This window comes from Micrococcus sp. HMSC067E09 (assembly GCF_001812555.1).
GTDB lineage: Bacteria > Actinomycetota > Actinomycetes > Actinomycetales > Micrococcaceae > Micrococcus > Micrococcus lylae.
Window position 1 is genome coordinate 44,105 of sequence record NZ_KV809438.1, and the last position, 21,227, is coordinate 65,331.

The 21,227-nt window shown below is 72.1% G+C and carries 15 protein-coding genes; 10 read left to right on the top strand and 5 right to left on the bottom strand.

Annotated features, from left to right (window positions below; translation table 11 throughout):
- Positions 1 to 4 precede the first annotated feature (4 nt).
- From mgtE to HMPREF2863_RS05665, 3 genes are all read left to right on the top strand, one after another.
- A complete protein-coding gene (mgtE, locus tag HMPREF2863_RS05655; RefSeq protein ID WP_246828837.1) occupies positions 5 to 1,465 on the top strand; it encodes a magnesium transporter in 1,461 nt (486 codons plus the stop codon).
- Between the two features lie 133 nt (positions 1,466 to 1,598).
- Positions 1,599 to 2,027, top strand: a complete 429-nt coding sequence (locus HMPREF2863_RS05660; RefSeq protein ID WP_070638707.1) for a hypothetical protein — start codon at positions 1,599 to 1,601, stop codon at positions 2,025 to 2,027.
- Between the two features lie 157 nt (positions 2,028 to 2,184).
- Positions 2,185 to 4,407, top strand: coding sequence for an NADP-dependent isocitrate dehydrogenase (locus tag HMPREF2863_RS05665; RefSeq protein ID WP_070638709.1), 2,223 nt, complete (start codon positions 2,185 to 2,187; stop codon positions 4,405 to 4,407).
- 345 nt (positions 4,408 to 4,752) lie between these two features.
- Here the strand turns inward: HMPREF2863_RS05665 and HMPREF2863_RS12430 are convergent, their stop codons facing one another.
- The gene (locus tag HMPREF2863_RS12430; protein WP_070638711.1) at positions 4,753 to 5,358 is read right to left on the bottom strand and encodes a methylated-DNA--[protein]-cysteine S-methyltransferase; all 606 of its coding nucleotides are present in this window, start codon (positions 5,356 to 5,358) and stop codon (positions 4,753 to 4,755) included.
- A gap of 111 nt (positions 5,359 to 5,469) precedes the next feature.
- Here HMPREF2863_RS12430 and HMPREF2863_RS05675 point away from each other — a divergent pair, with 111 nt between their 5' ends.
- Positions 5,470 to 7,086, top strand: coding sequence for a TIGR01777 family oxidoreductase (locus HMPREF2863_RS05675; RefSeq protein ID WP_070638713.1), 1,617 nt, complete (start codon positions 5,470 to 5,472; stop codon positions 7,084 to 7,086).
- 107 nt (positions 7,087 to 7,193) lie between these two features.
- On the opposite strand, the gene HMPREF2863_RS05680 is transcribed toward HMPREF2863_RS05675, so the two are convergent.
- Positions 7,194 to 9,059 carry a glutaminase gene (locus tag HMPREF2863_RS05680; RefSeq protein WP_070638714.1) on the bottom strand — a complete coding sequence of 622 codons (1,866 nt, stop codon included), beginning with the start codon at positions 9,057 to 9,059 and terminating at the stop codon, positions 7,194 to 7,196.
- 63 nt (positions 9,060 to 9,122) lie between these two features.
- Here HMPREF2863_RS05680 and HMPREF2863_RS05685 point away from each other — a divergent pair, with 63 nt between their 5' ends.
- The 5 genes from HMPREF2863_RS05685 (at position 9,123) to HMPREF2863_RS05705 (ending at position 16,699) form a co-directional block, all read left to right on the top strand.
- The gene (locus HMPREF2863_RS05685) at positions 9,123 to 11,933 is read left to right on the top strand and encodes an ATP-dependent helicase C-terminal domain-containing protein (RefSeq protein WP_070638716.1); all 2,811 of its coding nucleotides are present in this window, start codon (positions 9,123 to 9,125) and stop codon (positions 11,931 to 11,933) included.
- Between the two features lie 167 nt (positions 11,934 to 12,100).
- Complete coding sequence (locus HMPREF2863_RS05690) at positions 12,101 to 13,414, top strand: extracellular solute-binding protein (RefSeq protein ID WP_067187989.1); 1,314 nt, start codon at positions 12,101 to 12,103, stop codon at positions 13,412 to 13,414.
- A complete protein-coding gene (locus HMPREF2863_RS05695) occupies positions 13,411 to 14,358 on the top strand; it encodes a carbohydrate ABC transporter permease (protein WP_070638718.1) in 948 nt (315 codons plus the stop codon). Before HMPREF2863_RS05690 ends, HMPREF2863_RS05695 begins: the two co-directional genes overlap by 4 nt.
- 116 nt (positions 14,359 to 14,474) lie before the next feature.
- Complete coding sequence (locus HMPREF2863_RS05700) at positions 14,475 to 15,296, top strand: carbohydrate ABC transporter permease (protein WP_070638885.1); 822 nt, start codon at positions 14,475 to 14,477, stop codon at positions 15,294 to 15,296.
- A gap of 35 nt (positions 15,297 to 15,331) precedes the next feature.
- Positions 15,332 to 16,699: an ABC transporter ATP-binding protein gene (locus tag HMPREF2863_RS05705; RefSeq protein ID WP_067187993.1), complete on the top strand. Its 1,368-nt coding sequence runs from the start codon at positions 15,332 to 15,334 to the stop codon at positions 16,697 to 16,699.
- A 135-nt stretch (positions 16,700 to 16,834) separates the two neighbouring features.
- On the opposite strand, the gene HMPREF2863_RS05710 is transcribed toward HMPREF2863_RS05705, so the two are convergent.
- From HMPREF2863_RS05710 to purU, 3 genes are all read right to left on the bottom strand, one after another.
- Positions 16,835 to 17,806, bottom strand: a complete 972-nt coding sequence (locus tag HMPREF2863_RS05710; protein ID WP_246828838.1) for a D-isomer specific 2-hydroxyacid dehydrogenase family protein — start codon at positions 17,804 to 17,806, stop codon at positions 16,835 to 16,837.
- 2 nt (positions 17,807 to 17,808) lie between these two features.
- The gene (locus HMPREF2863_RS05715; protein WP_070638722.1) at positions 17,809 to 18,330 is read right to left on the bottom strand and encodes a gamma carbonic anhydrase family protein; all 522 of its coding nucleotides are present in this window, start codon (positions 18,328 to 18,330) and stop codon (positions 17,809 to 17,811) included.
- A 126-nt stretch (positions 18,331 to 18,456) separates the two neighbouring features.
- Positions 18,457 to 19,380, bottom strand: a complete 924-nt coding sequence (purU, locus tag HMPREF2863_RS05720) for a formyltetrahydrofolate deformylase (RefSeq protein ID WP_070638724.1) — start codon at positions 19,378 to 19,380, stop codon at positions 18,457 to 18,459.
- Between the two features lie 150 nt (positions 19,381 to 19,530).
- Between purU and HMPREF2863_RS05725 the strand changes: the two genes are divergently transcribed.
- Positions 19,531 to 21,227, top strand: a 1,697-nt coding sequence (locus HMPREF2863_RS05725) for a hypothetical protein (RefSeq protein ID WP_168165763.1), incomplete at its 3' end; no start/stop codon positions are given.

Sequence of the window (21,227 nt, forward strand, 5' to 3'; positions counted from 1 at the left end):
GCCTGTGTCCGACCCGCACCGCAGCCGCCACGGCGCCGGCCTGTCCCCTGAGGATGAGGGTGGCGTCCCCGCGTCCGAGACCGATCGCCCTGCAGCCCACGACCGTCATCCCGCCACCTCCGGGCTGCCCGAGCTCACGGAGGACGGGATCCGCGAGCTGGTCCGGAGGGACCGGTTCGACGCGGCCGTCGCGCAGCTGCGCCTGCTCCCGGCGGGCGACGTCCTCGAGTTCCTGGACCGCTGCGACCCGGACGAGGTCCCCATCCTGTTCCGCCTGCTGGAGAAGGACACGGCAGTCCGCGTGTTCACGGACATGGAGCCTCGGCAGCAGTCGGACCTGATCGCCCAGCTCCAGGACGGGCAGGTCCAGGACCTCTTCGGCCGCCTGCACGCCTCCTCCCAGGCCCGCCTGGTCGACGAGATGCCGGCGAAGGTCGCCCGGCGCCTGCTGGACGGCCTGGGCCCGGAGGCCAGGGACCGTGCCGGTGAGCTGCTCGGCTACCCGGCCGACTCGGTGGGCCGCCGTGTCCGCACGGCCCCGGTGCGCCTGCGCCGGGACTGGAGCGTGGCCCATGCGCTCGAGCAGGTCCGCGTCCACGGCGAGGGGGACCGGCGCGCGCTGGCCGCCCTGCCGGTGGTGGGGGACCTGCATCGGGTCGTGGGGATCGTGGAGCTCGGAGAGCTCACCACCGCAGACCCGGGCGGCACGGTCGAGGCCCTCATGGACGATGCGGTGGCGGTCCCCGCAGGCACGGAGGCGGAGGAGGCCGCCAGACTCTGCGCGGACCGCCGCCTGTGGTCCCTGCCCGTCACGGACGACGACGGCCGCCTCATCGGCATGTTCACCGTGGCCGACGCCCTCCAGGTCCTGGACGAGGAGTCCACCGAGGACGCTGCCCGCTCCGGCGGCGCAGAGCCTCTCGGCCGCCCCTACCTGTCCACCCCCGTGATGACTCTGATGCGGGCCCGCATCGTGTGGCTGCTCGTGCTCGCCGTGGGCGCGACGCTCACGGTGCAGGTCCTGGAGGTCTTCGAGGAGACCCTCGAGCAGCTGGTGGTGCTCTCCCTGTTCGTCCCGCTGGTGATCGGCACGGGCGGCAACACCGGCAACCAGGCGGCCACCACGGTCACCCGGGCGCTCGCCCTGGACGACGTCCGTCCCCGCGACGCCCTCCGCGTGATGCTCCGCGAACTCCGCGTGGGCTTCACCCTGGGGGCCTGTCTGGGCGGACTCGGGACACTCGTGGCGGGCCTGTTCTACGGGTGGGACATCGGCGCGGTGATCGGTCTGACGCTGCTGTCCGTGTGCACCCTGGCGGCGACCGTCGGCGGACTCATGCCCCTGGCCGGCAAGAAGGTCGGCGTGGACCCGGCGGTGTTCTCCAACCCGTTCATCTCCACACTGGTGGATGCCCTGGGCCTGGTCCTGTACTTCCTGATCGCGCGGGCGCTGCTCGGCCTCTGATCAGCGACGCCGGGCCGCAGACAGCGGCTGGGTCCCGTGCGGCCGGTCGTCGGGCTACCGTGAGAGACGACGACGGCCCCTCGCCTGTCCGGGGCACGTGACCGCCTGCATCGCCACTGTGGAAGGACCGACGATGAGCACCCCGTACCAGCCGCACGAGAAGGACGTCCGCGCCGAGGAGCAGGGCCCCCACGGCTGGGACCGGCCGGGCTACGGCGGCTACGGGGACTACGGGCCGGCCCCGTACCAGCAGTCCTACGGCATGGCCGCCGCGCAGGAGGGCCAGCGGGCGGGGCAGCTGGCGATCGCCTTCGGCGTGATCGGCCTGCTGTCCGGCCTGGGCGTGATCTTCGGCCCGCTCGCGATCTGGCAGGCGAACAGGGCTGACCGTGCCGGCGGCGTCGGCATCGGCGGGCGCGTGCTCGGCTGGGTGGCGATCGGGATCGCGATCGCGTTCGTGGTGCTCTTCGTCGCCTACGGCGTGTTCCTCTTCAGCATGGTCGAGTACATGTCCACCGAGTTCGGCGAGGACTTCCAGACCGACTTCAGCACGCGGTCCTGACGCCGCACCGGACCCGGCCACGGACCGGGGCGGGGTCACAGGCCGCCCGGACGGGCCGTCGTCGGGCCTCCTCCGGTAGATTTGGGGGAGAGGAAGCCCTTTCCCCTGACGAAGACCCGGGGCGCCGAGGTGTGCCCCAGAAGGAGAGACGTCCCGCATGTCCAAGATCACCTACACGTTCACCGACGAGGCTCCCATGCTGGCCACCGGATCGCTGCTGCCGATCATCGAGGCCTACGCCGGCACCGCCGGTGTGGAGTTCGAGACCAAGGACATCTCCCTGGCCGGCCGCATCCTGGCCGCCTTCAACGACGTCCTGCCGGAGGACCAGCGCACTGCCGACGCCCTCGCCGAGCTGGGCGAGATGGTGAAGACCCCCGAGGCCAACGTCATCAAGCTGCCGAACATCTCCGCCTCCGTGCCGCAGCTGCGCGCCGCGATCAAGGAGCTGCAGGCCGCCGGCTACGACCTGCCCGAGTACGTGGACGAGCCGAAGACCGACGCGGAGAAGGACGCCAAGGCGCGCTACGACTCCGTCAAGGGCTCCGCCGTGAACCCGGTCCTGCGTGAGGGCAACTCGGACCGCCGCGCCCCGAAGGCCGTGAAGAACTACGCCAAGCAGTTCCCGCACTCCATGGGCGAGTGGACCGCCGACTCCAAGTCCGCCGTCGCCACCATGGGTGCGAACGACTTCCGCTCCAACGAGAAGTCCGTGACCCTGGACAAGGACGACGTCCTGACCATCGAGTTCACCTCCGCCGAGGGCGAGACCACCGTGCTCAAGGAGGGCCTGAAGGTCCTCGAGGGCGAGATCGTGGACGGCACCTTCATGTCCGCCAAGGCCCTGGACGCCTTCCTGGCCGAGCAGGTCCAGCGCGCCAAGGACGAGGGCATCCTCTTCTCCGCCCACCTGAAGGCCACCATGATGAAGGTCTCCGACCCGGTGATCTTCGGCCACGTGGTGAAGGCCTACTTCGCCGACCTCTTCGCCCAGTACGGTGACCAGCTGGCCGAGGCCGGCCTGTCCGCCAACGACGGCCTCGCGGCCATCGAGGCCGGCCTGGACAAGCTGGACGCCGAGACCGCCGAGGGCGTGAAGAAGGCCATCGCCGACGCCTACGAGAACGGCCCGGACCTGGCGATGGTGAACTCCGCCAAGGGCATCACCAACCTGCACGTGCCCTCCGACGTGATCGTGGACGCCTCCATGCCGGCCATGATCCGCACCTCCGGCCAGATGTGGAACAAGGACGACAAGACCCAGGACACCCTGGCCGTCATCCCGGACTCCTCCTACGCCGGCGTGTACCAGGCCGTGATCGAGGACTGCAAGGCCAACGGCGCCTACGACCCGACCACCATGGGCACCGTCCCGAACGTCGGCCTCATGGCCCAGAAGGCCGAGGAGTACGGCTCCCACGACAAGACCTTCGTGATGACCGGCGCCGGCAAGGTCGAGGTCAAGAACTCGGCCGGCGAGGTGCTGATCTCCCACGACGTCGAGGAGAACGACATCTGGCGCGCCTGCCAGACCAAGGACATCCCGGTGCAGGACTGGGTCAAGCTGGCGGTCACCCGCTCGCGCGACTCCCAGACCCCGGCCGTGTTCTGGCTGGACGCCGAGCGCGGCCACGACGCCGAGCTGATCAAGAAGGTCGAGACGTACCTGGGCGACCACGACACCGAGGGCCTGGACATCAAGATCCTGTCCCCGGTCGAGGCCACCAAGCTGTCCGTGGAGCGCATCCGCCGCGGTGAGGACACCATCTCCGTGACCGGCAACGTGCTGCGTGACTACAACACGGACCTGTTCCCGATCCTCGAGCTGGGCACCTCCGCGAAGATGCTCTCGATCGTCCCGCTGATCAACGGCGGCGGCCTGTTCGAGACCGGCGCCGGCGGCTCCGCCCCGAAGCACGTCCAGCAGCTGCTGGAGGAGAACCACCTGCGGTGGGACTCCCTCGGCGAGTTCCTCGCCCTGGCCGTGTCCTTCGAGCATGAGGCCAAGACGAACGACAACAAGCGCGCCCAGGTCCTCGCGGACACCCTGGACGCCGCCACCGGCACCCTGCTGACCGAGGGCAAGTCCCCGTCCCGCAAGGCCGGCGAGCTGGACAACCGCGGCTCGCACTTCTACCTCGGCCTCTACTGGGCCCAGGAGCTGGCCAAGCAGACCGAGGACAAGGAGCTGGCCGAGGCGATCGCCCCGATCGCCGAGGAGCTGGCCGCCAACGAGGAGAAGATCGTCGGCGAGCTGAACGGCGTCCAGGGCAAGCCCGTGGACATCGCCGGCTACTACTACCCGTCCGTGGAGAAGGTCGCCGAGGTGATGCGCCCGTCGCAGACCCTCAACGACATCATGGCCAAGCGGGCCAAGTGACCCGCTGACGGCGCACCCCCGCCCCGGGCGCTTTCGTTCGGGAAAGCGTCGGGTTCTCGGGCGTTTTCGTTCGGGAAAGCGTCGGGTTGCCGCCGCTGGGCGCCTGTACGACGAGGGCCCCGTCCCACCGGAGTGATCCGGTCGGACGGGGCCCTCCGTCATGCCTGCGCCTCTGCCTGCGTGCCGGGCGTCGTCGTCGGTGATAGCGGACGTCCCCGTGGCGCCGAACCAGAAGAATCGGCCTCTTCGCGGCGGGGTCAAGGGGCCGGTTCTTCTGGCTCGGCGGACCGTGTCAGCCGGCCTATCGCCCAGCTCACCGCCCGGCCTACCGCCCGGCCTGACGCCTCACCTGGCGTGCTTCGCCTCGTGCTCCAGCAGCGCCCGCTTCGCCTCGGCACCGTAGAGATACGACCCCACGGACCCATCGGCCCTGACCACGCGGTGGCAGGGCACCACCACGGCCACGAGGTTCTTCGCGCAGGCCGTCCCGGCGGCCCGCACGGCGGTCGGCTTCCCGATCTCCTCGGCGAACCGGCCGTAGCTCAGCGGCGCCCCGGCCGGGATCCTTCGCAGCCCCTTCCACGCCGCCTGGCGGAAGTCGGTCCCCGGCTGCTCCACGGCCAGCCCGTCCAGTGCCCCCACATCGCCTCCCGCATACGCCGCCAGCGCGTCCGCCACGGGCTGCTCCAGCCTCGGGTGGGGCTCCACGGGCATCGGGTTCATCTCCCGCGCCGCCGTGGCCGGGGCGACCTCCTCGAGCCGGTCCATCAGCTCCAGCAACAGCCTGCCGATCGCCGCCGCGTGCGGCTCGTCGTCGGCGGGCACGGCCACGCCGGAGGCCCGCACGGTCTGGTCCTCGGGGGAGAACACGGCCACCAGGTTCAGCTCGGTGTCGGGCAGGGCGGCCGCGGTCCAGCGCAGCTCGGGCAGGACGTCGTCGAACGCGGTCACGGGGCCTTCCGGTGGTTTCGGGTGTGGGGAACGGCCACCGCCCAGGGATCACAGGATTCCCGGAGCCGACGGCCTCCTGACAGTGTCCCACCCGCATGGAACGCTGACCACATGACCTCCACGGACGTCCCCACCGCCCACGTCTTCGAGCACCGCACGCTTCTGCGTCACCCGCGCGACGTCGTCTGGCGCTGGCTCACCCACCCCGGCGCCCTGACCCGCCTGACCCCGGACTACGCCGGCACAGTCCTGCAGGAGCCGGCCGCCGGCCTGCCCGTCGGCTCCGAGGCCGTCCTCGCCCTCTCCGCACCCGGCGGCCTCGGCCTGTTCGCCGGCGCGGCGCACGGCACGGTCTCCCAGGCGCTCTCCTCCGTCCTCCCCGGCAGGATCCCCGCCCCTCGGCTCACCTGGCGGGCCCGCCACACCGCCCTCGAACCCGGCGCCATGTTCCGCGACGAGATGGTCTCGGGCCCGCTGCGCTCCTGGGTCCACACCCATACGCTCGCGGACGCCGCACCCGGCGAGGCGGACACGGCCGACGGCAGCCCCGGCACCGTGGTCCACGACAGCATCGCGTACGCCCTCCCTGCCGGCGACGCGCTCTCCCGCGTCCCCGGCATCGGCGACCGCACCGGCCGTGCCGCCCGTCAGGCCTTCGAACGCATCCTGACCGCCCAGTTCTACTCCCGCGCCGCGACCATGGCCGAGGACCTGGACTTCCACGCCGCCCACCCCGGCCCTCTCCACGGCGCCCCCGCCAAGACGATCGTGGTCACCGGTGCCAGCGGCCTCATCGGCGCCCGGCTCTGCGCGTTGCTGACCTCCGGCGGGCACACCGTGGTCCGCCTCGTCCGCGACGCCGCCCAGGCCTCCGCCGAGGACGCCTCCTTCTGGGACCCGCTGCGGGGAGAGGTCGACAGCGCCGTCCTCGCCTCCGCGGACGCGGTGGTCAACCTCGCCGGGGCCACCATCGCCGGCCGCATGACCGACGCCCACAAGGAGGCCGTCCACCACTCGCGTGTGTCCGGGACCCGCACGCTGGCCGAGGCCCTCGTCGGTCTCACCTCCTCTGCGGCTGGCCGGACCAACGACGACGGCCGCCGGGCTCCCGCTCTCGTCAACGGTTCCGCGGTGGGCTGGTACGGCGCCGACGCCGGGGACGGGGGCCTTCCCGGGGGCCTCACCGAGGACCTCCCCTGCGGGGAGGACTTCTTGGCGGAGGTCTGCCGGGACTGGGAGGCCGAGGCCCGCGCCGTAGAGGAGGCGGGCATCCGCTGCGTCCGGGTCCGGACGGGCATCGCGCTCAGCCCGGCCGGCGGCATGCTGCGGCAGATCCTGCCGATCTTCCTGGCCGGCCTCGGCGGCACGCTGTCCACGAAGGGCTCCGGCGCGGACGGCACCCCGTGGATGAGCTGGATCTCCGCCGATGACGCTGCGGCCCTGTTCGCGCACGCGGCCCTCGAGGACTCCGTCTCCGGGGCGCTGAATGCCGCCGCGCCGGATCCGGTCACGGCGAAGGAGTTCGCGGCCACGCTGGGCTCGGTGCTGCACCGCCCGTCCGCGGTGCCGGTGCCCGGCGTCGGACCGCGTCTGCTGCTGGGCCGTGAGGGGGCGGAGCTGATCGTGGACGCGGACCAGAAGGCGTCGTCGGCCGCGGCGGAGGCCGCAGGCCACCGCTTTCGCCACCGCACGCTCGATCAGGCCCTGCGCAGCGTCCTCGGCCGCTGACCTCCGGCGTCAGGCCGGCCGCCGCTGCGCCGGCCGTCAGGCGGCTGCCAGCACGGCTGCGCCGGCCGTCAGCGCCCCGCGCACGGGACGGGGCAGGGCCTCCGGAGTCAGTCCTGCAGCGCGCCGGTCTCCCGGATGAGCTGGGCGAGGGCGGTGAAGGCATCCCGCGCGAGGGCCTCCCAGAGCTTCATGGCCAGCTGAGGGGTGGCCTCCTCGAGGGCGTACATGACCTGAGCGGTCAGCACGCGGGTGGTCACGGGGCCGCGGGCGCGGACGGTGCCGGGCTGGCGGCCGGGCTGGCCGAGGGCCATCTCGCCGAAGATCATGCCGGGGGTGAGGAGCATGCGGCGCATGCGGCGGCCTCCGGTGGCCTGGCCGGTGAGCTCCACCTGGCCGGAGGTGATCACGTAGATGCCGCCGAAGGGCTGGCCTGCGCGGCGGATGATCTGGCCGTCCTCGTACCGGCGGGTGTCCATCATGGACTCGACGAGGCGGGCGTCGTCCTCGGAGAGGTGCTGCAGCAGCGGGGAGAAGGCGGCCTCCTCCTCGGTCTTGGGCAGCAGGTGCGGTTCGTGGCGGGCCAGCAGGCGCTGCTCGCACCACTGCATGGCCTGCGAGCGGGAGGTGAAGAACACGAACTGGGTGGAGTCCAACGGCACGTCCGGCAGGAACGCCTCGGACTCGCGCAGGGGCTCGCGCACCTCGACGCCCTCGGACGCACCGGCGGCGCGGACCTGCTCCAGCAGGGACTCGTCGCGGTCCGTGACCACGATGTCCAGGCCGTCGCGGAGCGCGTGCGCGATCCACTGGGCGATCAGGCGGCGGGCCGGCCCGGAGATGGAGGACACGGAGCGTACGTCCATGGCGAGGGTCTGCAGGTCGTCCGGCATGCTGCCGACCACGTGCACGAGCGCCTCCACCTGGCTGAAGCCGATGTGGCCGCCGAGCTCCATGAGGTGGACGGTGTCCGCATGGCGTTCGAAGGCCTGCATGACCTCGGCGGTGCGGGAGGTGCCGGAGGGGGCCTGGTCCACCCGGTAGTGGGTGCGCAGGGCGGAGCGCGGGGAGCCGGCCACCAGGGACGGATGCATCTCGAAGGCCTCCACGAGCGAGCGCAGCGCCTGCAGGCCGTGCGCGGAGATGCCGTTCTCGTCCAGGCCGTGGGACTGGAGGGCGAGGCCGAGGTGGCCGGGGACGACCACCATGATCGTGCCGCCGCGGCGGGAGGCCCAGCCGGGCTGGCCCACGGTGAGGGACCACAGCGGGTCCCGGGTGACGAGGCCGCAGGAGGACATCAGGGAGAGCACGGCCTGCACGGTCTCGGCGGAGAAGACGCGGTCGCCGGTGTGCGGGTGGACGCCGCCGTGGGCGAAGACGGAGGCGATCACGGACAGCTCGCGCACGTCCACGGTGACGGCGCGCAGGCGGGAGATGTCTGTGAGGATGACGGTGGGGTCCGCGTCGATCGCCTCGATGGACTTCATGAACCAGGCTGCGGCGCGGGTGCGGCGGTTGGCCTTGTCCTCTGCGCGGGCGGCGGTGTCCGTCACGGAGACCTCGCGCTCGAGCAGGGTGGAGGCCAGCTGCATGAAGCGGGCGGTGCGGTCTCGTCCGCCGCGGCCCTTCACGAGGGTCGCCGCGGCCACCACTCCGGTGTCCGTGAGCCCGTTGTAGGCGCGGTGGGTCTCCGGCTCGACCTCGATGCGGTGCAGGGGGTCGCCGGCGGGCTCGGTGCCGATGTGCTCGAGCACGGCGTCGATGCCGTGGTCCTCCACCGCCATCGCGTAGATCAGTGGTGCGGCGAGCGCCCCGAGGGTCACGGTCTGCCCCGTGCCGGCCTGGTAGCCGTAGCCGTCCACGAGGGTCATGGCGATGCCCAGACCGCCCGGCGTGTCCTCGCCTGTCTCGGCCTGGGCCGGCTTCGCGTAGGAGGCGGCGAGCAGGTCGAGGTGGTACTGCACGGGCGTCATCATGCGGCCCAGCCTATCCACAGACCTAGGCCTGCGACACCCGGTCCTGGGCCACAATGGACGGTGATGACCTCCGCTTCTCCGCTCTCCCCGCTGGACCTGGACTCCTTCGTCTCCGGCCTCACGGTGGCGCAGGTGCTGCCGGAGCTCACCGACGCCCTGGCGGCCCACGGAGCGGCCGTGCTCCACGCCCCGCCGGGCACCGGCAAGACCACCGCGGTGCCCCCGCACGTCGCCCTGACGCTCGCCGACGCCTCGGGTGTGGCCGGGCGTGCCGACGAGGGCCCCTGGCCCTCGTCTGCCGCTGCGCCTGCCGCGTCGGCCGGCTCGTCCCCCGACGTCGCCGCCGACACCGCCGCTGCGGCCGCACCCCGTGTTCTGGTCACCCAGCCCCGCCGCGTGGCGGTGCGCGCAGCCTGGCGCCGCCTCCATGCCGCGGTCGAGGCTGCGTATCGGGCCGCCGGCGCCGCCGAGCCCGCGGCGCGGCAGGCCGCCGACGCCGCGGTCGGCTACACGGTCCGCGGCGACGCCGTGGGCCGCGGCCGCAGCCAGGTCGAGTTCCTCACCCCGGGCGTGCTGGTCCGGCGCCTGCTGAACGATCCGGAACTGGCCGGCGTCGGCGCGGTCCTGCTGGACGAGGTGCATGAGCGTGACCTGGACACGGACCTGCTCTTCGCGCTGCTGGCGGACCTGCGGCAGCTGCGCGAGGACCTGCAGGTCGTCGCCATGTCCGCCACCTTGGACGCCGAGGCCCTCGCGGCCCGGTGGGCCGAGGGTATGGGCCAGGACGCCGTTCCGGTGGTCCGCACCGAGGACGTCCTCCACCCGCTGACTGAGCGGTGGGCACCCTACGGCTCCTCCCGCCTGACCGCGCGCGGCGGCTGCGAGCGCGGGTTCCTGGACCACGTGGCCGAGCAGACCGTGGCCGCGCACGCCGCGGCCCTCGCCGAGGACCCGGGCATCGACGCCCTGGTGTTCCTTCCCGGCGTGGCGGAGGTGGAGGCGGTGGCCGAGCGTCTGCGCGCGCGCGTCCCGGCCCACGACGTGCTCACCCTCCACGGCCGCCAGGAGCCGGCCGAGCAGGACGCCGCCGTCGCCGGCCGCGCACCCGGCGGTGCCCCGCGCATCGTGGTCGCCACGAATGTCGCCGAGTCCTCGCTCACCGTGCCCGGGGTGCGTCTGGTGATCGACTCCGCCCTGGCCCGCGAGCCGCGCAGGGACGCCGGCCGCGCCATGACCGGTCTGGTCACCGTGCAGGTCTCCCGTGCCGCCGCCGGACAGCGGGCCGGTCGTGCCGCCCGCCTCGGCCCGGGCACCGTGGTCCGCTGCTGCAGCCGCTCCGCGCTCGGCACCGCTCCCGCCGCGCCGACGCCCGCGCTCGACGTGGCCGACCTCGCCCCGCTCGCCCTCGCCCTGGCCGCCTGGGGCGCCCCGCGCGGTGAGGGGCTGGTGTTGCCCCAGGAGCCGCCGGTCGGTGCGCTCGCCGAGGCCGAGGCCCGTCTGCAGTCCCTCGGCGCCGTGGACGCGGACGGCCGCATCACCGCCCACGGCACCGCCCTGTCCACGCTCCCGGTCCCGCCGCACCTCGGGCACGCCCTCGGATACGGCGCGCAGGCCGTGGGGGAGCGGACGGCCGCGGACGTCGTCGCCCTGCTCGCGTCCGACCTGCGTGCCCCCGGAGCCGACCTCACCGCCGCCCTCGCCCAGGTCCGCCGTGGCGGACCCGAGTCCCGGATGTGGCGTCGTGAGGCCGACCGCCTCGAGCGGCTGCTGCGTCGCGGTGCTCTCGCGCCCTCCCTTCCCGACGACGGCGCCGGCACCTCCGCCTCGCCCGGTGCCTCCGCGGCGGCCGCCGCCCGCGGATCCGCCGGTTCCTCCGCAGGCCCCCGTCGTCTCGGCCGGGACGAGGAGGTCGGCTACGTGGTGGCCCTCGCGGCTCCGGACCGCATCGCCCGTCGGGTGGGGGAGTCCGACGCCTACCTGCTCGCCTCCGGCACCCGAGCGTCCCTGCCTGCGGACTCGCCGCTGCGGGGCAGCCGCTGGCTGGCCGTCGCCGAGGTCCAGCGCACCGGCTCCGACGCCGAGGGCACCGGCGCCGTGGTCCGCGCCGCCGTCCCGCTGGGGGAGGAGGCCGCGATCGCCGCGGGAGCCGGACTGCTCCGCCAGGAGCACACCGCCGTCTGGTCCGGCGGACGGCTCAGGGGCAGCCGCCGTCGCCTCCTCGGCGGCATCGAGCTGGCCGCCCACAGCGAGGCCCCCACCGTCGAGGCCGCCGCGGACGCCGTCCGCGCCGCGTGGGCCGAGGAAGGGCTGAAAGGTTGGGGCGGCGAGGCCGCGGACACGCTGCGCCGCCGCGTCCACCTGCTCCACCGCGTCCTGAAGGACCCCTGGCCGGACATGTCCGCCGCCGCCCTCGCCCAGGACGAGGACCTCGTCGCGGCCGTCGCCGCGCAGGTGGTGGCCGGCACCCCGCGGTCCCGGGTCGACCTCGCCGGACTGCTGCAGGGCCTGCTGCCCTGGCCCGCCGCCTCCGAGCTGGACACGCTCGCCCCCGCACGGCTGCCCATCCCCTCCGGACGCACCGCCGCCGTGGAGTACCCGGAGGTCGGCGACGACGGCCAGCCCGTGCTCGCCGCCAAGCTCCAGGAGTTCTTCGGGGCCTCCGGCACGCCGACGGTCGCGGACGGACGCCAGCCGGTGCTGCTGCACCTGCTCTCGCCCGCCGGGCGCCCGCTGGCCGTGACGGCGGACCTGCCCTCCTTCTGGGCCGGCGCCTACGCCCAGGTCCGTGCCGACATGCGCGGCAGGTATCCGAAGCACCCCTGGCCCGAGGACCCCACGACGGCCGAGGCCACGGGACGGACCCGGCGTCGGTGAGCCGGGCCCCGGCGGTCCGTCCGCGGACGGTGCGGCCGGGGGAGGAAGCCGGGGTGCCGTCGTCGTGAAACAGGGCCCCGTAGGGGCACGGTGCGTGCTGACGGACGGCGAAGGGTCTAGGGTGTAGCGCAGATCACCCGGAAGACGGACGACAAGGAATCCCCGCCATGACGACTCCCCCCACCCGGTGCGGCCGGGGCCGGATGCTCGCGGCGACCGGCCTGGCCGCCGCCGCCCTGGTCTTGAGCGGATGCGCCGCCGACGACGGCGGAGGCACTCCGGTGCTGACCTGGTACACGAATCCGGACGACGGCGGCCAGGCCACCATCGCCCAGCAGTGCACCGAGGCATCCGACGGGAGGTACCGCATCGAGACCTCCATGCTCCCCACCGAGGCCTCCGCGCAGCGGGAGCAGCTCACCCGTCGCCTCGCCGCCGGCGACTCGTCCATGGACATCATGTCCCTGGACCCGCCGTTCGTGCCCGAGCTCGCCGAGCCCGGCTTCCTGGCGCCGGTGCCCCAGGAGCTGCAGAAGACCGCGCAGGAGAACACCCTCGACGGCGCGCTCGCCGGCGCGACGTGGAAGGACGAGCTCGTGACCGTCCCGTTCTGGGCCAACACGCAGCTGCTCTGGTACCGCAAGTCGGTGGCCGAGGCCGCCGGACTGGACATGGACAAGCCGGTCACCTGGGACCAGCTGATCGAGGCCGCCGAGGCCGAGGACAAGTACCTCGGCGTCCAGGGGGCCCGCGCGGAGTCCATGACCGTGTGGCTCAACGCGCTCGTCGCCGGCGGCGGGGACGAGATCATCGTGGACCCTGAGGCCTCGGCGGACGAGATGACCACCAACCTCGCCGGTGAGGCCGGCACGAAGGCCGCCGAGATCGTCTCGACCATCGGCAAGAAGGGCCTCGGCGGCCCCGGCCTGCCGACCCAGCGTGAGAACGAGGCGATGCTGCAGTTCCAGGGGGACAAGGGCTCGTTCATGGTGAACTGGCCGTTCATCTGGGCGGCCACCAACGCCTCGGTCGAGGCGGGAGACCTGCCCGAGGACCTCCCGGAGGACATCGGCTGGACCACCTACCCGCAGACCGTCGAGGGGCACGAGGCCGCACCGCCGCTGGGCGGCATCAACCTGGGGGTCGGCGCGAAGTCCGAGCATCAGGACCTGGCCTGGGATGCCGTCTCCTGCATCACCTCCGCCGAACACCAGGCGGACTACTTCGTCACCAACGGCAACCCGCCGGCAGACCCGAAGGCCTACGAGGACGAGCGCATCAAGGACGCCTACCCCATGGCGGACGCGATCCGCGACTCCCTGGACATCGCGAAGCCGCGACCGCAGACGCCGTACTACAACGAGGTCTCCACGGCCATCCAGCAGCGCTACGCGCCGGTCTCCGGCGTCAACCCCGCCACCACGCCGGAGGAGACGAACACCTTCATCGAGCAGATCCTCCGAGGGGAGCGCCTCCTGTGAGCACCGTGTCCACCCCCGAGCGCGCATCCGGGCGCCGCCGCGTCCGCTCCGCCCGTGCGAAGTCCGAGGCCCGCCTCGGCATGATGCTGGCCGCCCCGGCGTTCCTCATCATGCTGTTCGTGGTGCTGTACCCCATCGTCCAGGCCGTCTGGGACTCCCTGTTCAGCTTCCGCCTGACCGCGCCGGCGGACAAGGAGTTCGTGGGCCTGAAGAACTACGGCACCATCCTCACCGACCCCGTGTTCTGGTCCGACCTGGGCGTCACACTGCTCATCACGGTGGTCACCGTGGCGGTCGAGCTCGTGCTCGGCTTCCTCCTGGCCCTGGTGATGCACCATGCGATCAAGTCCACCAAGGGGCTGGTCCGCACCATGATCCTGGTGCCCTACGGCATCATCACGGTGGTGTCCGCCTTCGCGTGGTTCTACATGTTCTCGATCGACTCGGGGTACATGAACTCGTGGCTGTCCTGGCTGCCCGGCGTGGACGCGAACCTCAACTGGTTCGCCCAGGGCTCCACGGCGCTGTTCGTGATCATGCTCTCGGAGATCTGGAAGACCACCCCGTTCATCTCCCTGCTGCTGCTCTCCGGCCTGGCCCAGGTCCCCGGCGACCTCACCGAGGCGGCCGCCGTGGACGGCGCCACCCGCTGGCAGCGCCTCACCCGCGTGATCCTGCCCAACATGAAGGCGGCCATCATGGTGGCGGTCCTGTTCCGCGCCATGGACGCCTTCCGCATCTTCGACGCCATCTTCATCATGACCAACGGCGCCTACGGCACTGAGGCACTGTCCCTGCTGGCGTACCGGACCTCCATCGGGCGCCTGGAGATCGGCCTCGGCTCGGCGGTCTCCGTCATCCTGTTCCTGTGCGTGGCGCTGATGGCCTTCATCGCGGTGAAGGGCTTCAAGGTGGACCTCGCCGACCGAGGAGGCAACCAGTGAGCACTGTGGCAACCCCTGACAAGTCCGGCAACGCACCGGACACGTCCGCGCACGGGCGCACGGAGGCAGGGCGCAGCGCAGCGCCTCCGGCCAGGAAGAAGTCCGGGACGGGTCGGATCACCCTCGGCTGGTGGGTACTCACCGTGCTGATCGGCATCTGGTGCCTGTTCCCGGTGTTCTCCATCCTGGCCACCAGCTTCAAGACGCCCTCGGACCTGTCCAACGGCCGGCTGCTGCCGACCTCCTGGTCCACCGTGAACTACGAGGAGATCTTCGTGGGCGGCTCCCGCGAGCTGTTCCTCACGGCACTGCGGAACTCGGTGGGCATCTCGGTGATCGCCACCGTGGTCGCCGTCGTCCTGGCCACCCTGTGCGCCTATGCGATCGCGCGCCTGGACTTCCCCGGCAAGCGGCTGGTGCTGACGGTCTCCCTGATGGTCTCCATGTTCCCGGTGATCTCGCTGGTGACCCCGCTGTTCAACGTGTGGCGGACCATCGGCCTGTACGACACCTGGCTCGGCCTGATCATCCCCTACCTCTCGCTCACCCTGCCGATCTCCATCTGGACGCTGGCCGCGTTCTTCAAGCAGATCCCGTGGGAGCTGGACCAGGCCGCCCAGGTGGACGGCGCCACCCCGCTGCAGGCGTTCAGGAAGGTGATCGTCCCGCTGGCCGCACCCGGCGTGTTCACCACCGCGATCATCGCGTTCTTCATCGCCTGGAACGACTTCGTCTACGGCATCTCGCTGACCTCCACGGAGGCGGCACGTCCGGTGCCGGCGGCACTGGCGTTCTTCACTGGCGCCTCGCAGTTCGAGTCGCCGACCGGCGCGATCTCCGCCGCCGCGATCATCGTGACCATCCCGATCGTGCTCCTGGTGCTCTTCTTCCAGAAGCAGATCGTGGCCGGCCTGACCAACGGCGCCGTCAAGGGCTGAGGCCCGGACCAACGCTTCGAAAGGACCCTGAACCGATGGCCTCCATCACCCTGAACAACATCCACAAGACCTACGACGACGGCTTCCATGCGGTGAAGGGCGTCGACCTGGAGATCGCCGACGGCGAGTTCGTGATCCTCGTGGGCCCCTCCGGCTGCGGCAAGTCCACCCTGCTGCGCATGGTCGTGGGCCTGGAGGACATCACCGACGGTGATCTGCTGATCGGTGAGCGCCGCGTCAACGAGGTGGCGCCGAAGGACCGCAACCTCGCCATGGTGTTCCAGAACTACGCGCTGTACCCGCACCTGACGGTGTTCGAGAACATCGCGTTCCCCCTGCGCCTGAACAAGGACGCCAAGCTCTCCGAGGACCAGATCAAGGCCAAGGTGGCCGAGGCGTCTCGCATGCTGGAGCTGGACGACCACCTGGACCGCAAGCCCGGCAACCTCTCCGGCGGCCAGCGCCAGCGCGTGGCCATGGGCCGTGCGATCGTCCGTGAGGCCGACGCGTTCCTGTTCGACGAGCCGCTGTCCAACCTGGACGCCAAGCTGCGCGGCCAGATGCGCGCCGAGATCGCCCAGATGCAGCGCCGCCTCGGCATCACCTCCATCTATGTGACCCACGACCAGACCGAGGCGATGACGCTCGGCGACCGCGTGGCCGTCCTGAAGAAGGGCGAGCTGCAGCAGGTGGCCTCCCCGCGTGAGCTCTACGAGCAGCCGATCAACCTGTTCGTGGCCGGCTTCATCGGCTCCCCGTCGATGAACTTCCTGCCCGCCAGCCTCAAGTCCGAGGGCGGCCGCCACGTCCTGTCCTCGCCGATCGGGGACATCCCGGTGCCGGAGGCCAAGGCCAAGGCCGCCGAGGGGCGCGACCTGGTGTTCGTGGGCCTGCGCCCCGAGTTCTTCGAGGACGCCTCCCTCGTGGACGAGGACAAGAAGTCCAAGGGCTCGATCTTCCAGGTGGAGCTGACCCACCTGGAGTGGCTGGGCCACGAGCAGTACGGCCACATCGAGTTCGACCCGGACCCGGAGGTCAAGACCATGCTCTCCGACCTGGCGAAGGAGATGGACGCGGACGAGCTGCGCCCGGTGGTGGTGACCACCCTGTCCGCCGAGTCCCGCGTCCGCCCGGGCACCCCGGTGGACCTGTGGGTGGACACCTCCCGCATCCACCTCTTCGACCCGAAGACCGGTGAGAACCTGACCCGCGACCCCGAGGCCGGCGCCGAGCTGACCCGCATGGCCGGCGAGGAGCGCCAGCGTCAGATCGACCTGGCCCAGGAGAACGACCGGAAGAAGGAGCAGGAGGGCGCCGGGCACCGGACCGAGGACGCCATCGGGGACAACCTCGACCACGGCACCGAGGGCGAAGGCCGCACCGGCTCCCACGCCCAGGGCTGACGCTCCCGGGGCGTCCTGGCCCTGGCCCACAGCAAAAGTGAGGGGAAGACACGGTCTCGTTCGTCGATCTCGACGCCGTGTCTTGCCCTCACTTTCGCCTTGGTGGCCTTGGTGGCGTTGGTCGCCGTGTTCGGCTCAGTACCCGCCCTCGACGTCCACGAGCCCCTCGAGCTCCCTGCCCTCCGCGCGGGCGGCGAGGTTCCGCCGGATCCGCGCATCGAGCAGCGGGATGCACATCTCCGGGGTGTCGGCGGTGTGCGGGGTGATCAGACAGCGCGCCTCGGCCCACAGCGGATGACCGTCCGGCAGCGGCTCGGGGTCGGTCACGTCCGTGCCGTAGGAGCGGATCTTCCCGGCGGCCAGGGCGGCGGTCACGGCGTCGGTGTCCACGAGCACGCCGCGGCCGACGTTGACCAGCACCGCGTCGTCGTCCATGAGCTCCAGCTGCCGTGCACCGACGATCCCGCGGGTCTGCTCGGTCGCGGCGGCGGCCAGCATGACCACGTCGGCTCCGGGCAGCACCTCGTCGAACCGGTCGGTCGTCACGGTGACGTCCGCGCCGGGCACGTCGTCCGCCCTGCGCCGCACCGCGGTGACGTGCACGTCCCAGGCCTTGAGCAGCCGGATGTACTCCTGTGCGATGCCCCCGCCGCCGAGCACCACCGCCCGGGCGCCGTCGAGGCTCTTCCCCCGGCACTGACCCCAGGACGTCGCCGTGACGCGCTCGGGCAGATGCCGCAGCAGCGCGAGGGTCAGCATCAGGGCGTGCTCGGCCACCGGCGGGGCATAGGTGCCCTTCGCCGACGTCCAGGTGATCTCCGGGCGGCTGCGCACGAGCGGCACATAGGCCTCGATCCCGGCGAAGGGGAACTGCACCCAGTCGATTTGCGGGTTCGCCTCGAGTGCGGCGCGCACGTCCTCCACCGGGATCGGGGTCAGCAGCACCAGCGCGGTCGCGTCGCCGTCGCCGTAGGGTGACCCGTCCGTCCCGACGACGGCCCCTCCCGTCTGCGTGACGGCCTCCGTCGGCCCGCGGCGGGCCTCGGCGTAGCGGGTGCCGGCCAGCTGCTCGGCCGTCGGCAGGATCAGCAGGCGTTCGGCGCGCACCCTCAGCCCTCCTGGGCGGCCTTGTGGGCCGCGGACAGCTCGAGGTAGATGCTTGCGTTGCGCTTCAGGGACTCGCGCTCCTCGTCCGTCAGCGGGCGGCGCACCTTGGCCGGGACACCGGCCACCAGGGAGCCGGCGGGGACCTCGGTGCCCTCCAGCACGAGCGCGCCGGCGGCCACCAGGGAACCGGCGCCGATCGTGGCGCCGTTCATGACGGTGGCGGACATGCCGATCAGGCAGTCGTCCCCGACCTTCGCGCCGTGCACCACGGCCGAGTGGCCCACGGAGACGCCGGAGCCCAGCTCGCAGGGGAAGCCCTCATCCGCGTGCAGCACCACGTTGTCCTGCAGGTTGGTGCCCTCGCCCACGCGGATGGGCGCGGAGTCGCCGCGTGCGGAGACGCCGTAGAAGGCGGAGGAGCGCTCGGCCATCTCGACGTCGCCGGTGATCGCGGCGGTCGGGGCGAGGAAGACGGACTCGTGGATGAGGGGCGTGGAGCCCTTCACGGTGATGATGTGTGCCATGTCACCAGGCTACGGGGAGCGGGCAGGCGGCGGCGAGCGCCGCCGTCGTCCGAGGCCTGACGACGACGGCCGGGTCCCTCCGTCTTCCCGGCGAGGGTCGTCGTCGGGAAGGGACGCGGGTGCGGATCAGCCGAAGACGACCGTGCGACGCCCGTCCAACAGGACGCGGTGCTGGGCGTGCCAGCGGACGGCCTGGACGAGGGTGTTGCCCTCCACGTGCCGGCCGCGGGCCACGAAGTCCGCGGCGGTCTGCGCGTGGGTCACCGGCTGGACGGACTGGGCGATGATCGGGCCCTCGTCCAGGTCCGCGGTGACGTAGTGGGCGGTGGCGCCGATGAGCTTCACGCCGCGTTCATGGGCCTGGTGGTAGGGGCGCGCGCCCTTGAAGGACGGCAGGAACGAGTGGTGGATGTTGATGGCACGGCCCTCGAGTTCCGCGCAGAGCTCGTCCGAGAGGATCTGCATGTAGCGGGCGAGGACCACCAGGTCGATGTCGAACTCCTCGATGAGCTCGCGCAGGCGGGCCTCGGCTGCGGCCTTCGTCTGGGTGCCGGTGGCGGAGACCGGGATGTGGATGAACGGGACGCCGTAGAAGGAGGCCAGCGGCTGCAGGTCCAGGTGGTTGGAGACCACCACCGGAATGTCGATCGGAAGGGTGCCCGCGCGCTGCTGGAACAGCAGGTCGTTCAGGGTGTGGCCGTCCTTGGAGCACATCACCAGCGTGCGGGTGCGGACCGCGGCGTCCCAGAGCTGCAGGTGCATGCCGAACCGCTCGCCGACCGGGGCGAGGGCGGCGTCCACGGCGTCGTGTGCGGCCGGGGTGCGGAATTCCACACGCATGAAGAAGGTGCCGGTGTCCGGGGAGTCGTACTGCTGGGACTCGGTGATGTCCGCGTCCACCTCGAGCAGGGCGCCGGAGACCGCGTGCACGATGCCCCGGGTGTTGGTGCAGGACAGCGTCAGGACGAACTCGCGCTCGCCGGCAGCGGGGGAGGCGGCTGCACCGGTGGGGGCGGGGGAGGGCAGGCGGACGGCGTCGGAGGCAGACATGCCTGCCATCAAACCACGGGGACGGTCGCGTCGAACCGGGGGGTCGGCCGATGACCACACAGCGGAAGGTGTGACATTCTCGGGTCTGAACTGTCTCCGCGACCGCGGAATCAGCAGTGACATCGACCGGAAGTAGACAGAGGAGACATCATGGACAACCCCATCGTCTATGTGGTGATCGCCGCCATCATCGTGGTGCTGCTGATCCTCATCATCCTGAGCGTCGTCGCCGGCAAGCGCCGGGCGAACGCCGAGCTCGAACAGGAGCAGCGCGAGAAGAAGGCCGGCATCAAGGACGGCGTGGTCCCGGGCGACGAAGACAAGGTCGCCGGGGCCGACCGCGTGACGCCCCGGAAGAAGGCGACCAAGGACGTCACGGCGGCGAAGGGTGCCGACGGTGCCAAGGGGGCCGATGAGGCCGCCGCGGGCACGGCTGCCGCGGACTCGGGCGCCGTGAAGGCCGGCGGCAAGGACGGCCAGGACCCGGACGTGTTGAAGGACGCCGATGTGCAGGCCGGCGGCAAGGATGTGCAGGTGGACGAGGCCGATGCCGACGCCGCCGCGAAGGTCGGCAAGGGAGGCCCGTGGGACACCCCCACCGCACCGGATGCCAAGGACCCGAGCAAGCGCAAGCCGATCAAGTTCACCGAGGGTGAGAAGGTCTCCGAGGCGGAGACCGCCCGTGAGGGCAAGGCCCCGAACGCCCCGAAGGAGAGCGGCACGGGCAGCAAGACCGCTGCCGCTGTCGCCGGCGGTGCCGTGGCCGGTGGTGCTGTGGCCGGTGGTGCTGCCGCCGCGTCCCAGGACGAGAAGGACGCCGACGAGGGCGGCGCCGTGAAGGCCGACGAGAAAAGCGCCGACGAGGCCGGCACCGTGAAGGCCGACGAGAAGACCGCCGCCCCGGCTGCTGAGCAGAAGGTCGCCCACAAGGACGCCGATCGTGAGGGCGCCGAGCGTGAGGTCGCGGACAAGGGCGCCGTGGGTGCCGGTGCCGAGAAGTCCGGCGTTTCCCAGGACGCCGATGTGCAGGCCGGTGGCCGTGGCGTGACGGTGGACGAGGCCGCAGACGGTCAGCAGGCCGCCGACGTCCCCGAGGACAAGGCCGCTGAGACGGGCTCCGAGGACAAGGCCGCTGAGACGGCCTCCGAGCCGGCGCCGGTGACCGACTCCCAGCGTCAGGTCCAGCAGGCCACCGCAGCCACTGCGGCGGGTGTCGTCGGCGGGACCGCAGCCGCCGCGACCGCCGGTGTGGCCGGCGGTCAGGGCGTGCAGGTCGACGAAGCCGAGGCCGAGACGGGCCAGGGCACCGCCCCGACCGGCAAGGCTGATCAGGCCGACCAGGCCGACGGCGAGCCGGCCCTGGCGATGTCCTCCAAGGACGAGGACCGCATGGCCGCCACTGTCGACTCCGACAAGACCGCCGCGGTCGACGCCGACAAGGCTGCCACTGTCGACGCCGACAAGAAGGAGACCGTCCAGGCCGCCGAGGCCGAAAAGTCGCAGGGCTCCGGCGCAGGCACCGCCGCCGTGGTGGGCGGCACCGCCGTCGCCGGCGGCGCTGTGGCTGCCGGTGCGGCCGCCCACGCCGCCCGGACCGAGAAGGCCGAGGCTCCGAAGGAAGGCACCTACGGCGCTCAGACCCTGACGAGCGGCACTGACGTCCCGGGCACCGAGAAGGACCACGGCGACCTGCTGGACGAGCCCACCGCCGGCCGCACCGCCGACGGCACGAAGATCGAGACCGTGACCGACGAGCAGCTCAAGGCCCGGGCCGAGGGTGACGACGTCGACGGTGCGGACACGGCCGACGCCGCACGGACCGATGCCGGCCGAGCGGACGCCGCGCA

Coding starts and splice junctions, on each gene's coding strand:
- HMPREF2863_RS05660 (WP_070638707.1), top strand. CDS start 1,599: ATGAGCACCCCGTACCAGCCGCACGAGAAGGACGTCCGCGCCGAGGAG.
- HMPREF2863_RS05685 (WP_070638716.1), top strand. CDS start 9,123: ATGACCTCCGCTTCTCCGCTCTCCCCGCTGGACCTGGACTCCTTCGTC.
- HMPREF2863_RS05705 (WP_067187993.1), top strand. CDS start 15,332: ATGGCCTCCATCACCCTGAACAACATCCACAAGACCTACGACGACGGC.
- HMPREF2863_RS05680 (WP_070638714.1), bottom strand. CDS start 9,059: ATGATGACGCCCGTGCAGTACCACCTCGACCTGCTCGCCGCCTCCTAC.
- HMPREF2863_RS05690 (WP_067187989.1), top strand. CDS start 12,101: ATGACGACTCCCCCCACCCGGTGCGGCCGGGGCCGGATGCTCGCGGCG.
- HMPREF2863_RS05665 (WP_070638709.1), top strand. CDS start 2,185: ATGTCCAAGATCACCTACACGTTCACCGACGAGGCTCCCATGCTGGCC.
- HMPREF2863_RS05715 (WP_070638722.1), bottom strand. CDS start 18,330: ATGGCACACATCATCACCGTGAAGGGCTCCACGCCCCTCATCCACGAG.
- HMPREF2863_RS05675 (WP_070638713.1), top strand. CDS start 5,470: ATGACCTCCACGGACGTCCCCACCGCCCACGTCTTCGAGCACCGCACG.
- purU (WP_070638724.1), bottom strand. CDS start 19,380: ATGTCTGCCTCCGACGCCGTCCGCCTGCCCTCCCCCGCCCCCACCGGT.